Here is a 16,477-nt window from a genome sequence, read left to right as displayed (position 1 = left end):
CCGTTGTGTGCAGGCGCGGCGGGGATTACGCCGCTGGTGGTCAGCCCTTTTGCCCCTCGAGCCGCGCAAGATAGTCGCGGACCAAGGTGGCAATCTCATCGGTCGCTTCATCCAGTGCGAAGTGGCCGGCTTCCAGGATGTGGACTTCCGCAGTCGGGACATCGTCGCGATAGGCGCTAGCGCCGGCGATGGTGAAGGAGGGATCGTACTTGCCCCACATCACCAGCAGCGGAGGTTGCGTCCTGCGCAGCCAATCCTGCCATTGCGGGTAGGACGCGACATTGGTTCGGTAGTCCAGGAACAATCTCGTCTGAATCTCGGGCTGGCCGGGACGCGTGAGAAAGGCGTATTCATCGAGCCAGGCGTCCGGGTCGTAGCGCTCGGGATGTGGGCTCGAGCCGAGGTGGCGCTGACGCGTCGCCTCGAGAGACGTGAAGTTCGCCCTGAGCGCCTCGAGTTCATGCGCGGGATCGGCCCAGTATCTACGTCGCGCGTCCCAAAGCGGGCTCAAACCCTGCTCGTGGGCAACAGCGTTCTGGATGATCATGGCACGAACACGTTCCGGGTGGTCCAGCGCCATGCGGAAGCCCACCGGACCACCATAGTCCTGCATCAGCAGGACGTAGCTGGTGAGACCGAGCCTGTTCGTGAGTTCGCCGATCACGCCGGCGATGTTGTCGAAGGTGTAGGTGAAATCGGACGGCGATGGCGCGCTGCTGTTGCCGAAGCCGGGATAATCGGGCGCGATCAGATGATATCGGTCCGCAAGCAGCGGCAACAGCGGTTCCCACATCCGCGAGGAGGAAGGAAAGCCGTGCAGCAGAAGCACGGTCGGCGCGTCGGCGGGGCCGGCTTCGCGATAGAAGACCTTGAGGCCTCGAATATCCACCGTGTGATAGCTGATCGTACGGCGGCTCGACCGCAGATCGTGGGCCAAAGCCTGCACGGTCGCGCAAGCCAGGGCCGCTGAGAGGGCGAGGGTCGCTGGAATGCTCATGTCATCGCTCCGATGTCGCGAGTGCAATCTGCACCCGAAGCCGTCTGTTAGCTCGTTATGTGTTGTTAGGCGTTGAGAGCGAGACGCGGAACCCAGCCTTTTTGCTTTAGCGTGAGCAGCTTTATCGCGCCGTCGCGACAATTCGTCAGCACGGTCGAGGTCGCCGCAGGAGGGTCCGATTTGGATTGCGTCCGCGCCGATCATAACAGAATCTCGCAACGTCTAACGAGCCAAACCCACGCTGCGCAGCCAGTATGAGGCTCACGCCAGTTCCAACCAACGGGGAGGCTATCCATGTCCGTCATCGGCTCCATTCCGAACGGCAGTACCGTTCGATCTCAGTTTGCTTCCGGCCTTGAGGATCAATCGCGAGATTGGGAGCTCGTGCTGCAGGAATCCCATCACCGCATGAAGAACACGCTGACGCTGCTGGGCGCCTCGGTCCGCCGCGACTTCACCCGCGCCGGCAGCCGGGACGTTTCGGGAGCGGTGGATCGGTTCGAGCGGCGAATCTGCGCCTTTGGCAGGCTCTACCAACTGCTTTCTAACCGCGACGAGCCGTCCGTGTCCGTCGCGACCTTCTTTGAGAACCTTTGCGAAGCACTTTCGGCAGCGGTCTTGGAGCCCGCCGGAGTCCGCTGCGAGGCTTTGGTCGAAGGCGGCGTTCTGCCGGCATCACAATGTCATCGGCTTGCGCTGATGATTACCGAACTGGTCACGAATGCGGCGAAACACGCTTTCCCGAGCAAGACTGGAGCATTGATCCGGATTGAGGTCGTCTGCCGAGACGGCACATGGATCTGCACGGTGGCAGATAACGGCATTGGTGCGACGCATCAGCGCCGAGGCACCGGCAGCCGTATCCTGGAAGGGCTTGCGCGCAGCATTCGCGCGCGCCTGAACGGCGAAGCGGGGGAGGGCGGCACTCGGATCTCCATCGAAATGCCGGCTACCGCCTGAAGATAGACGGCTCTCACGCTGCGCCACAACACTAAGAGCAAACTGATAGTGCAACATCGGGTTCGGCTTTCGGCCCGCCTTACATCGGGAGTTCGACATGGCAAAACTTGAAATTGATCGCGAGGCAGAGAAAAGGACCCCGGCATCGCATAGCGCTGATCTGAAGCTCGAAGTCGTCGTAATTCCGGTGTCCGACGTTGACCGCTCCAAGGCGTTCTACGAGCGTCTCGGCTGGCGACTGGATGCCGATTTCGCCTCCGGCGATGGATGGCGCGTGGTCCAGTTCACACCGCCGGGCTCTGCCTGCTCGGTGATCTTCGGCCGCAATGTCACGTCAGCATCGCCGGGCTCGGCACGCGGTCTGTACTTGATCGTATCGGATCTCATGACTGCAAGGAAAGAGCTGATCGAGCGCGGAATTGCAGTCAGCGAGGCTTTTCATGGCGGCGGCGATGTCCATATTGGCGCCGATGACCCTTATCTCTTCGGCAGCGTCCGGATCGGCGGCGTCGATCCGCAGCGCAGCAGCTACAGCTCGTTCGCCTCCTTCAGCGATCCTGACGGAAATGGCTGGTTCTTGCAGGAGGTAACCACGCGACTGCCCGGTCGCATCGAGAGCAACGGAGCGACATTTGCCTCGACGGCCGACCTGGCTGCGGCATTGCGTCGTGCAGCGGCGGCGCATGGCGAGCACGAGAAACGCACTGGCTTGCGCGACGAGAACTGGCCCGACTGGTACGCCGAGTACATCGCGCACGAGCAGGCCGGCCAGTCACTGCCATCATAGAAAAGGCGAGAGCATCTCCTGCCCACGGCGCACGGCGGCTCACTGTCGTGCGCCGTTTCGCGTTGCATCGCCTGAAGCAATGTCGCCGCTCGTCCTGATCGCGCACCCTCGCAAAGGCTAACGAGGCCTAACAACCGATAACTCGCCAAGCAAAGGAGGCTGCGTCAATCTCCATGCACGACGCAACGATGGCCCGATATCGAGATCGGCCATCGCCACCGACCATAGCAAGGGAGATCCGCAATGACCACGCAGGCACGCGCCGACATCTTCAACCCCGATCGCCGTCAACTGCTGGGCCAGGCCGCGATGGGAGCCGTTGCCGCCGGTGTATCGAGCCTGCTGCCGCTGCATCCGGCGAAGGCTGCCGCGAGCGAGGAGATCCATCCATTCCGCGTCAACGTGCCCAAGGAGGACCTGCTCGACCTGCGCCGTCGCCTGGCAGCAACGCGCTGGCCGGATCGCGAGATCGTCACGGACCAGTCGCAAGGTGTGCAGCTGAGGACAGTGCAGGAACTCGTGCGCTATTGGCAGAGCGATTACGACTGGCGCAAGATCGAAGCGCGGTTGAACGCCCTGCCGCAATTCGTCACCGAGATCGACGGCGTCGACATCCATTTCATTCACGTCCGCTCGCGGCACGAAAACGCGATGCCGATGATCGTCACGCATGGGTGGCCAGGATCGATTATCGAGCAGATCAAGATCATCGATCCGCTCACCGATCCGACCGCGCACGGCGGGCACGTCAGGGACGCATTCGATCTGGTCATTCCCTCGCTGCCTGGTCACGGCTTCTCCGGCAAGCCGACCATGCTCGGCTGGGATCCGCAGCGTATCGCGCGCGCCTGGATCGTGCTGATGAAGCGCCTCGGTTACACTCGTTACGTGGCGCAAGGCGGTGATTGGGGCAATGCGGTCACCGAACAGATGGCGCTGATCGCGCCGCCGGAGTTGCTCGGCATCCACACCAACATGCCCGCCACCGTCCCCGACGAGATCGCCAAGGCACTTCAGCCGGGCGGAACGCGACCGGCGAACCTCTCGGCGGAGGAGCGCATCGCCTACGATCAGCTCGACGATTTCTACAAGCACGGCCTCGGCTATGCGATCGAGATGTCGAACCGGCCGCAGACGCTTTACGGCCTGGTCGACTCCCCCGCGGGCCTCGCGTCCTGGATGCTCGACCATGATGCGCGCAGCGCCGCGATGATCGCACGCGTCTTCGACGGCAAGACGGAAGGCCTGTCGCGGGACGATGTGATCGACAACATCACGGCCTACTGGCTCACCAACACCGCGGTCTCGTCGGCGCGGCTCTATTGGGAGAACAAGCTGGTGTTCTTCGCGCCAAAGCACGTGCAGATTCCCGTCGCCGTCAGCGTCTTCCCCGACGAGATCTATGCCGCGCCGCGCAGCTGGGCCGAGAAAGCCTATCCGAGGCTGATGCATTACAACCGTCTCGACAAGGGCGGTCACTTCGCAGCCTGGGAGCAGCCCGCATTGTTCACCGCGGAGATTCGCACCGCATTCCGCCCACTGCGCCAGTCAATCTGAAACGGCATAGATCAGGAGTGAGACCATGAACCGTCCCGAACGTGGATTTGCGACCGACGAGATCCGCCTTGAACGCCGGCTGCCGACCTACTGGCGTGTCACCTTCGACATGCCGCCCGTCAATATCTTCGGCCCCAGGCATCTTCCGCTGCTCAGCGACATTGTCACCGCGATCGAGACCGATCCGCAAGTGAAGGTGGTGGTGTTCGACAGCGCCGTCGAAGGATTCTTCATCACGCATTACGATTTCCTCGCACCGCTGGAGGAATCGCTTGCCGTTCCGCCCGGACCGACGGGTCTGCCGTCGCTGCCCGACACCCTGGTGCGGCTCAGCCGCGCGCCTGTCGTCTCCATCGCTTCGATCCGCGGCCGCGCAACAGGTGTCGGCAGCGAGCTCGCGCTCGCCTGCGACATGCGCTTTGCCAGCCGCGAGAAGGCGATCCTGTCGCAATGGGAGGTCGGCGCGGGCCTCGTGCCGGGCGGAGGACCGATGGCGCGATTGCCCCGCCTGATGGGCCGTGGCCGCGCGCTCGAGGTTCTACTGAGCGCCGACGACGTCCACGGTGATCTGGCCGAACGATATGGCTATGTGAACCGATCCTTGCCGGATGCCGAGCTCGACGGCTTCGTTGAGGCGCTCGCGATGCGTATCGCAACGTTCGACAAAGACGCCATCGCCGAGACCAAGCGCCTTGTCGATATCGCGAGTCTGCCGCCCGACGCCGAGATCAAGCCCGAGTGGGACGCGTTCCTGGCCGCTCTCGCACGCCCGGCAGCTCAGAGCCGCATCAAGGCGCTCATGGCGCGCGGCTTTCACCGCCCCGGCGACGTCGAGAGTCGGCTCGGTTTCCACGTCGGCCAGCTGGGCGGATGAATCAACGGTCCCGCGCGCGACCGCATGTCGTGCCCGTTTTGCCAGAATACAAGGAGGATCACATGAGCTTCACGATCGATGTAAACGGAATCCCTCACAGCGTCGACGTCGATGGCGACACCCCGTTGCTCTGGGTGTTGCGCGACGTGCTCGGCATGATCGGAACGAAATTCGGCTGCGGCATGGCATTGTGCGGAGCGTGCACGGTCCATCTCGACGGCGCGGCGGTCCGCTCCTGTATCACCACTGTTGATAGCATCGGCGAGGGCAAGGTCACCACGATTGAAGCGATCGGCGGGACGCCGGCAGGCGCGAAGATTCAGAAAGCCTGGCTCGAGCACGAAGTGCCGCAATGTGGCTATTGCCAGTCCGGCCAGATCATGTCGGCCTCGGCGCTGCTCGCGGACAAGCCTCACCCGACCGACGCGGATATCGATGACGCCATGAGCGGCAACATCTGCCGCTGTGGGACGTATGTCCGCATTCGCGAGGCGATCAAGCTTGCCGCCGGATCGCAAGTGAAGGAGCGTTGATCATGACATCGAATCCCACGGCGTCTCACGCCTCTGCCACGCTGTCCCGTCGCAACTTTTTGGTGAAGACGGCCCTGGCCGGCGGTGGCCTGGTGTTGAGCTTGAGCTTGCCCTTCGGCGAGAGCAAAAGCTCCTCCGCCGCGACGTTTGAGCCGAACGCCTTTATCCGGATCGGCCCTGACGGTGAGGTGGTCCTGACCATGCCGTATGTCGAAATGGGGCAAGGCACCTACACCTCCATTCCGATGCTGATTGCCGAAGAGTTGGAGGTCGGCCTCGACCAGGTCCGGCTCGAACATGCGCCGCCCAACGAAAAGCTCTATGCCAACCCGCTGCTGGGTGTGCAGGCGACCGGCAATTCGAACGCGATCCGTGGCGCCTGGAAGCCGTTGCGGGAAGCCGGCGCAACCGCGCGGATCATGCTGATCGAAGCAGCCGCGCGGCGCTGGGGCGTCGATGCAGGACACTGCCGCGCCGAGGCAGGCGAGGTTCTCCATGCGCCGAGCGGGCGCCGCCTCAAATATGGTGAGCTCGCCGCCTACGCTGCGATGATCGCTCCGCCCGCCAAAGTGGTTCTGAAAAATGCGAATGAGTTCAAGCTGATCGGCACGCCGGTGCGTCGGCTGGACGTCTCGGGCAAGGTGAACGGTTCCGCCCTCTACGGAATTGACGTGCGGCCACCCGGGCTGAAGATCGCGACATTGGCTCAATCGCCGGTGTTCGGCGGCAGACTGAAGAAGGTGGATGACAGTGCGGCGATGGCCATCAAAGGCGTGCGCCAGATCGTCCGGCTCGATGATGCGGTTGCCGTCGTTGCGGATCACATGGGCGCGGCCAAGAAGGGTCTGGCGGCGCTTAAGATCGAGTGGGAGGACGGGCGCCACGCCGGTCTCACCACGCAGGACATCGCCCGCGAGCTCGAGGACGCCACTCTGAAGGCCGGTCCGGTTGCGCAAGACGTCGGCGACGCCGCGAAGGCGTTGGCCGGCGCCGCGACCCGGGTCCAGGCAAGCTATCACCTGCCATTCCTGGCGCATGCAACGATGGAGCCGATGAACTGCACGGTCCACTTCCGCGGCCATGAGTGCGAGATCTGGGTCGGCACGCAGGCGATCGCAAGAGTCCAGGCGATGGCAGCGAAGGCAGCCGGCCTGCCGCCCGACAAGGTCACCGTTCACAATCATCTGATCGGCGGAGGCTTTGGGCGCCGCCTCGAGGCCGATGGCGCGGTACGTGCCGTCGAGATCGCCAAGCAAGTCGATGGTCCCGTGAAGGTCGTGTGGACGCGCGAAGAGGACATCCAACACGACATGTACCGTCCCTATTGGGTCGACCGCATCGAGGCCGGTCTCGACGAGAGCGGTAGACCCGTGGCATGGACCAACCGCTTCGCCGGCTCCTCCGTGATCGCGCGGTGGCTTCCGCCCGCGTTCAAGAACGGGCTCGATCCTGACACGACTGAAGGCGCGATCGACCTCGTCTATTCGCTTCCGAACGTCCATGTCGAATATGTTCGCGTCGAACCGCCGGGCATTCCGACGGCCTTCTGGCGCAGCGTCGGCCCCTCCCACAACGTATTCGTCACCGAAAGCTTCATCGATGAATTGGCGGCGGCTGCCAAGCAGGATGCGGTCGCCTATCGCCGTGCACTGCTGGACCACAATCCTCGTGCTAAGGCTGTGCTCGATCTTGCCGCGGAAAAGGCGGGATGGGGCACACCATTGCCCCAGGGGCGAGGCCGGGGCGTCGCCTTGCAAAATGTGTTCGGAAGCTACCTCGCGCAGGTTGCCGAGGTCGAGGTTGCCAAGGACGGATCGGTGCGAGTGCACCGCGTCGTGTGCGCCATGGACTGCGGCATCGTGGTCAATCCCGACACAGTGCAGGCGCAGATCCAGAGCGGCGTCATGTTCGGCGTCACCGCGGCCCTTTACGGTGAGATTACGTTAAAGAGCGGTCGCGTCGAACAGACTAATTTCGATACCTATCAGATGCTGCGCATCGACCAGGCGCCGGCCATCGAGGTCTACCCCGTAAAGTCGACGGAGCCTCCCGGTGGTATGGGTGAGGCCGGAACCTCGGGCATCGTACCGGCCGTGGCGAACGCGATTTTTGCAGCCACTGGCAGGCGATTGCGCAACATGCCGATCGACCCCGACGCGCTCAAGACCTGACTGCCTCAAGCACATCTCGGCAAAGGAGACCAAAATGCATCAGCCTGATGAAGACAGATTTCGGGCTGTCCTGCCCGAGGATATCGCGTGGAAGCCGTTTCCAGCCTTTCCGCCGGGCGCGCGGCTGGCTGTCATGGTCGGCCATCCGGCTGAACCTGGTCCCTACGTGGTCCGAGTGAAAGTGCCCGGCGGCACCAAGTTGATGCCGCACAAGCATCCGGAGGATCGGATCTACACGGTGATGTCCGGCGTCTTCTACATAGGGCTCGGCGAGACCTTCGACGGCGGCAAGGTGAAGGCCTATCCGCCGGGCACCGTCCTCGTGCTGCCCGGTGAGACCTGGCATTTCCATTGGGCAAAGTCCGGCGAATACGTCACGCAGGTGTCCGCGATCGGCCCGCTCGGCCTCGAATATCGCGACAATCATGATGATCCGCGCCTCGCCGGCCTAACTGGAAACGGGCGTCGAGATCACCAATAGCGGCAGCGATGGCTCTCTCGCTGGGGCGCGCCAACGGTCGTCGAGAATATGAATACGACAAATCGCCAGCGTGCTTGGAGACGATATCCCTGTCGAGTTGGAATTTTGCAGCTGGCTCGGGAGTTGTCTCGCGATTGTATCACGCGCCTGTACCACAGGAGTGTCTACGTGCGCGTGGTCCAACATGTCTTCAGTCGTGGCGCGGTTTACCGGTGGCGTGGCGGCTCCTCACGAAAGCCGGGGAAGAGGACGCGTGCCGATTGCGATCAGCGTGAGAACGCAGGGACCTTTCCAAGGCGCGCACCGGCTCACGTTGCCGCGACATGCCAGAGCGCAGGAGAAGGACAAGTAGATGCCGAGCAGTATCACCGGGATCGATATGAGGCATGTCGGCTGCGGCGCGTGGCTTGACTGATGAAGACATCGAGGGTGTCGCAATGTACTACAACGCACTCAGATAAATGGGCGAGGAGGCTGTCGGCCGATCTTGCGGTGAAGGGGAGGGGTCAGTTCTTGGGCAAAGCGTATGCGATCACCGCATCGCCCCGCTTAGTCCCGAGCGAACCGTGCCCGCCCGCGACGGCCAGGACGAACTGACGTCCATCGGCGCCGAGGTAGGTCATCGGCGTAGCTTGCCCTCCAGCCGGCAGCCGGCCCTCCCAGATCTGCTCGCCCGTGCTCACGTCGTAGGCACGCAGATAATAGTCGAGCGTGCCCGAAAGGAAGGCGATGCCTCCAGCCGTGAGGATAGGCCCCCCGAGGTTTGGCACGCCCATTTTGAACGGGATTGGAAGCGGCATGAGATCCCTGACCGTGCCGTTCTTGTGCTGCCAGAGCACGTTCCCGGTGGTGAGGTCCGCAGCGCCCACATATCCCCACGGCGGAGCCTGGCAGGGCAATCCGAGCGGCGAAGTGAAGGCCGACAGCTTCACTGCGAACGGAGCGCCGAAGTTCTCATTCAGCGCCGGAAGGCTGTTGTCAGGTCTGTTGCTGCCCTGGACATACATCGTCCGATCGTCGACGCGCGGCACGAGTTGAGACACGAACGCAAGCGAGGCGGGCGTTACGAACGCGATCTGTCGCTGCGGGTCGACGGCAATGCCGCCCCAATTGAATACCCCGAAGTTGCCGGGATGAATCAGCGATCCATCGGTGGACGGAGGCGTGAAGCGTCCGTCGTATCGCAGGCGGCGAAACTGGATACGGCAGGCGAGCTGATCGAACAGCGTCGCCCCCCACATGCTGGCACCTTTGAGCGGTGCCGGATTGAATGACAACGCGGACACCGGCTGCGTTGGCGCCGTGTGATCTCCCTTGGCCGCACCTTGCGGCGCGCGCGTTTCCGTGACCGGGAGCACCGGGCTTCCGTTCCGCCGATCCAGCACAAAGATTTCGCCCTGCTTCGTCGGCTGGACCAAGGCCGGAACCGTCTGTCCCTTGATCGTCAGGTCGATCAGCGTAGGCTGCGAGGGGACGTCGTAATCCCAGAGGTCGTGGTGCACCGTTTGGAACGCCCAGCGCACCTTGCCCGTGGCGACTTCCAGAGCGACGACCGAAGAGGAGAATCGCTCGACGCTTTCGCTTCGGTTGCCGCCCCATTGATCGGGCGGCTGATTGCCGAGCGGCACGTAGACGAGCCCGAGCGCTTCATCGACGCTCATGATCGACCAGCTGTTGGGCGAATTGGCCGTGTAGGTCTGACTTGGCGGAAGCGGCGTCGTCCGGTCGGGGTTGCCGGAATCCCAGGCCCAAACCAGATCGCCCGTCAGAATGTCAAAGCCACGAATCACACCGGATTGCTCCTTGGTGGAGACGTTGTCGAGCACCGTGCCGCCTACGATCACCAGGCCGCCTGCGACAACCACCGGCGAGGTGGAGTAGTAGGCGCCGGGCCGCACATTCGGCATGTTGGCCCATAGATTGATCTGGCCGGTGCCCCTGCCAAAGTCGCGGCACACCGCTCCACTGTTCGGATCGAGCGCGATCAATCGGCCATCCGCCGTGGGCATGAACAGCTTCGCCGTGCAGTTCGCGGTCGGCACGCCGTCCGCCGCGGCAATCGGCATGTCGGGGACCGGCTTGTTGGTAGCCGCCTCCGGAGCAGCTGCGGTATCGACAGTATTCCTGGCGGAAGTCTGGTTCACATCGGAAGCGCCGGGATAGTAGGACAGCCCGCGGCAGGTGAGATGCTGAAGGGCGAGCTTGTCGAGAATCTTCGGGTCATAGCGCCAGATCTCCGTTCCGGTGGTCGCGTCCAAGGCAATGACCGACTGATGCGGCGTGCAGAGATAAAGCCGATCGCCGATCTTCAGAGGCGTTACTTCAAACGTCGTCTCTTCGGGATCGCCGGGCCGCCCTCGCATGTCGCCGGTATGATAGGTCCAGGCCACTTGGAGTTTCCCGGCGTTCTGCGGCGTGATCTGATCGAGTGGCGAATAGCGCTGGCCACGTCCGGCGCGCCCGTAGGCGTGCCACTCACCTGGCGGCACATCCTGCGTTGCTACAGCCGCCGGGTCCGGCGTTGCTTTGGAGACGGAAGTCGCCTTTGCCACCAAGCGATGCGGATCAGTCGTCCAAGACACGGCAGCCACCAGGAGCGCCGCGCATAGCGCGATCGACAGTGCCAATCCGCCGCCACGCCATGCGGATCCCTGACGAAGTCGAGACGATGCGGAGCCCCTCCGGGCCAAGCTACCAGCAATCCAGGGGGTCAACAGGATTGCGCCGATGACGAAGATGATGCTGCCGCGCGCGGCCAGCGGCCACCAGTCCAGGCCGACCTCCCACAGCGACCAAACCAGTGTGCCCGCGGTAACGAAGCAGAAGACCCACAACGCCCGTTCGTCGCGGCGAAACAGGAGGATCGAGCTTGCCAGAAACGCGAGGCCAGACAGGGCGTAGTACCAGGACCCGCCAAGGGCGATCAGCCAGAGACCCCCGGCCATCAAGGCGACGCCCATCGCGAGGAGCACAACCGCAAGCGTCATGAGAATGACGTTTCGAAGCACCATACTTGCCACCTTTAAGCCCGGAGAGCGCTCGCTAAGCGCAGCACTGCCATCAAGAAGCGCGGTGCGCTGCTGCCCGAACAGGCCGGACAGTCACGCGACGGCGCACATTCACGCGACGGCAACGTGGGCGTCGTCGGGACGTTCCTTGGCTCCCCTCGTTCCTGCGCAACGCTCATCGGCCGGACGGCAAGGCCCGGGTGTATGGCGAAAGCTGCTGATGCGGCAGTCGGGCCTGCCGGCACCGGCTCCGCCAGCCGCCCTGAATGACGGATGAGGCAGGACGTGGAAGAGTGCGCGTCTGCCTCTGGCGGTCGGCTGCCGCAATCCCGCGTACGCGCATCTTGAATTCGAGAATGAACTAGCTGGATAGCAGCCCTGAAATGAACGCTGCGGCGCCAAGGGCAATGACCGACAGAACGATCGGAGGATACAGAACCAGCGCTGCCTCAAAGCGCAAGAACCTCGGGTGTTCGCCAGCACGATTTGGACGTCCAATGAGGACCAGGGTGGCTGCGGCCGCAAGCATCACGGCTCCAATCAAGATGTTCACGCTCGCCTTCCCTCTCTTTGAGCGCGCAGGCACCCGAGTTGGAGCGTGCGATCATCCGTTCGCCCTGGAAAGGTCGGCCAGTACGCTAACGTACTTACTTTTTCGATCATCTTATCCCGACAGATGCGATCGGTTCGGCTTCAGTCAATGCGAGTTCTGGCGGCCATGCCGAGAACCCGCTCGCGGGTACGGCTTCTCGAAGCATCGAGCAGCATCGCTCCCGCCCAGCGATAGACGTTGTGCTCCTTCACTTGCTGTCGCATCAGGTTCATGCGTTCGGCTCGCTCCTCCAGCGGCATCAAGAGCGCCAGTTCGATCGCTGATGCCATCTCTTCGATGTCGTATGGATTGACGATGAGCGCTTCGGACAGCTCTCGTGAAGCTCCGGTAAAGCTCGACAGGACGAGCACCCCGGCGCCGTCCTCCCGCGAGCTCACGAACTCCTTTGCGACCAGGTTCATTCCGTCGTGCAGGCTGCTGACGATGCAGACATCGGCTGCCCTGAACAGCCGGAATACATCCGAAGGCTCGTAGTGCTGAACGATCAGACGGATCACGCGCTGACGACTCTGATGACGTTCGTTTATTTCCGAGGCCAGCGCCTCTGCTTCCGCTTGTAGTCTCGAATATGAGCTCAGCTTGCTGCGGGTCGGAGCCGCGACCTGGATGAATGCGAGCTGATCTGTCCAGGTCGGATTTCGCGACAAGAGCGCATCGATGGCCCGCATCCGGTCGAGGATGCCTTTGGTGTAGTCGAAGCGTTCGACACCCACGATAAGTCGCGTGCCCTCCGCCAAACCGAATTGTGCGACGATGTCGGATCGGCATCGCGCGGCAGCCGGCAGCTTCTCCAGTTCTCTCGGCGGCCATTCGATCGAAATCGGATAGGCGCGTATCCTGGCCTCGTGTCCCCCGACGCTGACCGCCTGCACTTCGCGGTCGATCCTGCTTTCCAGAAAGCGGTCGACACCTTCGACGAAGTTGTTGCAGTGAAACTGGGTGTGAAAGCCCACAATCGTGCTGCCGAGGATTCCTTCGATAATCTCCTCTTTCCATGGGCAGATGCTGAAGGTCTCCGCATTCGGCCACGGGATATGCCAGAACGTGATGATCGTTGCTTTCGGCAGGCGTTCACGGATCATCTTCGGGACGAGCGCGAAGTGATAGTCCTGAACGAGCACAACGGGATCTTCGGTGCGTGCTTCGGCGACGACTGCGTCCGCAAAGCGCTGATTGATCTGCCGATACAGCTGCCAATCACGCAGCCTGAACGTAGGACGCACGAAAACAATGTGGCACAACGGCCAAAGCCCTTCGTTGGCGAAGCCGTAATAGTACCCGTCCTGTTCTTCTTCGGAGATCCATATCCGCCGAAGCGTGTAGGCCGGAGCCGCCTCGGGCACGCGAATTCTGTCGTGCTTGTCGACCGTCTCACGGTCCGCGCTGCCGCTGCCGTGCGCAATCCACGTACCGCCACAGGCGCGGATGATCGGCTCCAGCGCCGAGACCAGGCCGCTCGCTGGTCTCTGCACCACGACTTTTCCTTCCGAAGCATTATGGATGAATGGCTCCCGGTTGGCTACGACGATCACTTCCGCCCCGGGCAACGCTCCATGCAACACCTGCTGCAACGACTGTGGCGTCCACTCGATTTGATTCGTAAACGGAATGTGTTCGGCATCACGCAGGAGCTTGTGAATTTCGCGATCGATCGACGAACCACTCAGCTTCGATCCAGCCCTCTGAGCACCGCGGCGGACCTCTTCGACCGCCCGCCGCAAGGCTTCCATCCACCCCCTCATCATGATCACGGCAAAGATGATGGTGCCGACGGTCAATACCAGCACGACACCTGCGAGCGCCGCGAGGAGATACGCCAGCACCTGGCTCGATCTGGCGGCCGCAAAGCTGAGGTCGGTCAGGATGACGAGGTAAGACCGCCCACGACCGCTCGCGACGGGGAAGGCCGCGACAAGAACTCGCCGTCCGCCGCTAGTTATGGTTGCGAAGCTGTCGTTCTCGGACCTCGCGAACTTTTCGCACGAGAAGTCCGCCGGCATTTCGGGCGTCGGCGCGACCAGCGATCCGTCCGTATCGCAAAATCCGACCCCGAGGATCTTCTGGTCGAGCGCCACCCTCCTGAAGAGCTCGGAGAGCCGGGCCCATGCGCGTTCCTCCACGTCAACAATGAGTAGCGGCTGGATGGCGTTGAAAACCAGCTTGGACCGGGCCTCGACATCGCTTCGTGACCATTGTTGTACAATCCCTCCCGTGAACGGGGAGATGCCAAACGCCACAACTGCCGCTACCGCGAGGCCGAACATGCCGTAACGGAAGAACTGCTTGTATGATATCGGCATCACTCAGCCGCCACCACTTGGTCGGTAGGGGAGTCCCGTCGGCGCGCCGAGCAGCGCGGCTCAAGCCCTGAACGGAATCGTGCCACTAGTGTTGCGCGAGCAGATTGTGCGTCCGGTGAGTGACTGCCATCAGCTGGGACTGATGGGTTGCTGCCTCTCCGGCGCAACGCTGCCGCGCTCGCTGTTGCAGGCCAAGCAGATCGTGCGTGCCACCTGCGCTCCCCGGATTGCCAATCGTTCATGCCGATGCGGCGTCTTCTCTTCACAAGACAAGCAGTATGCCTGCGGAACCACAATGAGCGCCGTTCGTTTCGGTTTTCTGATCATGAGAGCCCCCGCAAACACTATCCTTTTCAGGACGCCGGTGGGCAAGCGGCAGCGGGCAGGATCGGCCATCTTTGGTACGAAACTGTACCGGATTTCCTTGCGCGGCCGAGCTGCCATCGATCCTGCCGGGCAAGCCTGCTCCCTACCGGGTGTCATGAAGCAGCGACTTGGCAGAGCCGGGTACGGCGGCAAGCGGCCCCCGGGGATCACGCCATCGGGGGCCGGCCAGCATCAGGGGCACGGATGCCGCATTCCGTCGTAGCCGAGATACGTTCCCGAAGCAGGGTCATACGACCGATATCGCTGCGAGCAATATGCATTGGCATCCGCCTGTGCCCGGCTATTGGCGATCGCGCCTCCGATCATCGCGCCGGCAGCGAGACCACCCAGCGCCGCGGCACCGGAGCCATAGTGATGCCCGCGCCATCCACCGTGTCGATGACCCCTGTGGCCATGCCAATTTCGATACTGCACCTGCTGAATTTGAGTGTCCTGCTTGATGGACGCGGGCGACATCGGAGCGGCAAGCGCAGGCGTGCATGCGACCGACATCAATGCCGTCATGGCGAACATGGGCTTCATGGATAACATGGGAAAGATTCCTCTTCTGTTTGCACGATGTGCCAACGAGGAGACGTGTGCTGCGTTCCGAGAACGGGCTGCACAAGCGCGATCGAAAAGCTGTACGCTATTGCACCAAAGGAAGAACGCGCGGATCGCATCTGCAGAACGCGGCTTCACTTCCGCATGCTGGGCAGCGCGTTCTTCCCGGCAATGGAAAGGGCGATCAGGCTGAATGTGACCAGCCGCGGAATGAAGTAGACGGGCTCGCTTGCACTCGTCGTCTGCGCGACCGCCATCAGGAAGCGCGCAACGGTATCGATTGCGAATGCTGCGGCAAAGAACAGGAAAAGAACGTCGCTCGTTTTGCGCCAGAATTTCAGAAAATAGATGCTTGCCATGAGTGATGCGAACGCCGTCGCACCTTCGAGAACAGGAGCGAGATGGTCCATTTACTCGGCCTCCCAAATCATTCCGAGCAGCAGGACCGCCATGGCGAACAAGCCGATCGACGCGCGTATTGCGGAAAGATCGTCTTCAGGAAAGACGACCTTGTCGATCCATAAGGCGCCGTTCTCCAGCGCAAGCGCTGCGAAGCAGACCGCGCTCCACAACAGCAGCTTTGACCTGCTCGCTGAGTAAGCACGAACCAGCAGCCAAGCGCAGAAGCCACTCGTTATTGCGCAAAGGCTGTAGATGACCGCAGCCATGTTCAGTCCTTTCGGATCCTGAAGGCATCCGAGAATGCCTGTATCCGGCGCGGCTTGGTGTGGATGATATAAGTGATCGGGATGAGGTGCCGTGAATATGCCTTGCGCAGAGCATCGACAGCAGCCCGCAATTCGGGTCGTGGAGCGAATTCGTACAGTGCCGGGCCACCCTCCAGGAAGCCATCTCGCCGGAGCAACGCCAGGGCATCGGCCATCTCTGCCTTGCCCGCGTAAAGACGCTTCGAGAGAGATTCGACGTCCCAGCGCTCACCGGGCCGCTCATAGAGGAAAATAAGTGCCTCGAGTTGCGCCACCGAATGGATGTAGCGACGGACCAGCTCCTCTACGGTATGGGGCAGCTCTTCGTCAGACATCTTCAATCTCAGCCAGCACGGTGCAAGCCCGGCTGTTTAGAAAATACCTAGTCAAGGATCGCGCGCCGGAGGCACGCAAATGAATGACACATGCAAGTTGAGGCGGCGTCATCCGCATGACGCCGCCTCGTGAGGCTGGAGTGGCTCGAGCGTTCTGATCGAGGCCGGCTCAGTACTTGAATTTTGGCATTGTCTTCAGCTGATCCTTGTTTGCGTTCAGCACC

14 protein-coding genes are annotated in these 16,477 nt (G+C 62.3%); 7 read left to right on the top strand and 7 right to left on the bottom strand.

The window, feature by feature from the left end:
- Window positions 1-40 precede the first annotated feature (40 nt).
- Window positions 41-997, bottom strand: a complete 957-nt coding sequence (locus tag AC3WLX_RS09535) for an alpha/beta fold hydrolase (RefSeq protein ID WP_492335640.1) — start codon at window positions 995-997, stop codon at window positions 41-43.
- Window positions 998-1,291: 294 nt separating this feature from the next.
- On the opposite strand from AC3WLX_RS09535, the gene AC3WLX_RS09530 reads away from it, so the two are divergent.
- The 7 genes from AC3WLX_RS09530 to AC3WLX_RS09500 all read left to right on the top strand — a co-directional run bounded on the left by AC3WLX_RS09530 (window position 1,292) and on the right by AC3WLX_RS09500 (window position 8,360).
- Window positions 1,292-1,957, top strand: coding sequence for a sensor histidine kinase (locus AC3WLX_RS09530; protein ID WP_492335639.1), 666 nt, complete (start codon window positions 1,292-1,294; stop codon window positions 1,955-1,957).
- Between the two features lie 97 nt (window positions 1,958-2,054).
- On the top strand, window positions 2,055-2,744 hold the full coding sequence (locus AC3WLX_RS09525) for a VOC family protein (protein ID WP_492335638.1): 690 nt from the start codon (window positions 2,055-2,057) through the stop codon (window positions 2,742-2,744).
- 243 nt (window positions 2,745-2,987) lie between these two features.
- Window positions 2,988-4,301: an epoxide hydrolase family protein gene (locus tag AC3WLX_RS09520; RefSeq protein WP_492335637.1), complete on the top strand. Its 1,314-nt coding sequence runs from the start codon at window positions 2,988-2,990 to the stop codon at window positions 4,299-4,301.
- Between the two features lie 25 nt (window positions 4,302-4,326).
- Complete coding sequence (locus AC3WLX_RS09515; protein ID WP_492335636.1) at window positions 4,327-5,175, top strand: enoyl-CoA hydratase/isomerase family protein; 849 nt, start codon at window positions 4,327-4,329, stop codon at window positions 5,173-5,175.
- A gap of 62 nt (window positions 5,176-5,237) precedes the next feature.
- Entirely contained in the window at window positions 5,238-5,708 is a 471-nt protein-coding gene (locus AC3WLX_RS09510) for a (2Fe-2S)-binding protein (RefSeq protein ID WP_492335635.1), read from the top strand.
- 2 nt (window positions 5,709-5,710) lie between these two features.
- Entirely contained in the window at window positions 5,711-7,879 is a 2,169-nt protein-coding gene (locus AC3WLX_RS09505; RefSeq protein WP_492335634.1) for a xanthine dehydrogenase family protein molybdopterin-binding subunit, read from the top strand.
- 34 nt (window positions 7,880-7,913) lie between these two features.
- Window positions 7,914-8,360 (top strand): cupin domain-containing protein, encoded by a 447-nt coding sequence (locus AC3WLX_RS09500; protein ID WP_291618065.1) that lies wholly within the window; start codon window positions 7,914-7,916, stop codon window positions 8,358-8,360.
- 506 nt (window positions 8,361-8,866) lie between these two features.
- Here the strand turns inward: AC3WLX_RS09500 and AC3WLX_RS09495 are convergent.
- From AC3WLX_RS09495 to AC3WLX_RS09470, 6 genes are all read right to left on the bottom strand, one after another.
- Window positions 8,867-11,371, bottom strand: coding sequence for a glucose/quinate/shikimate family membrane-bound PQQ-dependent dehydrogenase (locus tag AC3WLX_RS09495; protein ID WP_492335633.1), 2,505 nt, complete (start codon window positions 11,369-11,371; stop codon window positions 8,867-8,869).
- A gap of 690 nt (window positions 11,372-12,061) precedes the next feature.
- On the bottom strand, window positions 12,062-14,281 hold the full coding sequence (locus tag AC3WLX_RS09490; RefSeq protein ID WP_492335632.1) for an alpha,alpha-trehalose-phosphate synthase (UDP-forming): 2,220 nt from the start codon (window positions 14,279-14,281) through the stop codon (window positions 12,062-12,064).
- A 558-nt stretch (window positions 14,282-14,839) separates the two neighbouring features.
- Complete coding sequence (locus tag AC3WLX_RS09485) at window positions 14,840-15,199, bottom strand: BA14K family protein (protein WP_492335631.1); 360 nt, start codon at window positions 15,197-15,199, stop codon at window positions 14,840-14,842.
- A gap of 146 nt (window positions 15,200-15,345) precedes the next feature.
- Window positions 15,346-15,621 carry a DUF5985 family protein gene (locus AC3WLX_RS09480; RefSeq protein ID WP_492335630.1) on the bottom strand — a complete coding sequence of 92 codons (276 nt, stop codon included), beginning with the start codon at window positions 15,619-15,621 and terminating at the stop codon, window positions 15,346-15,348.
- Window positions 15,622-15,879 (bottom strand): DUF5985 family protein, encoded by a 258-nt coding sequence (locus tag AC3WLX_RS09475; RefSeq protein ID WP_492335629.1) that lies wholly within the window; start codon window positions 15,877-15,879, stop codon window positions 15,622-15,624.
- Window positions 15,880-15,881: 2 nt separating this feature from the next.
- The gene (locus AC3WLX_RS09470) at window positions 15,882-16,253 is read right to left on the bottom strand and encodes a hypothetical protein (protein ID WP_492335628.1); all 372 of its coding nucleotides are present in this window, start codon (window positions 16,251-16,253) and stop codon (window positions 15,882-15,884) included.
- Between the last annotated feature and the right edge of the window lie 224 nt (window positions 16,254-16,477).

The organism is Bradyrhizobium sp. FW305-F6 (genome assembly GCF_058782905.1).
This window is presented reverse-complemented; position numbering and strand designations above follow the sequence as displayed.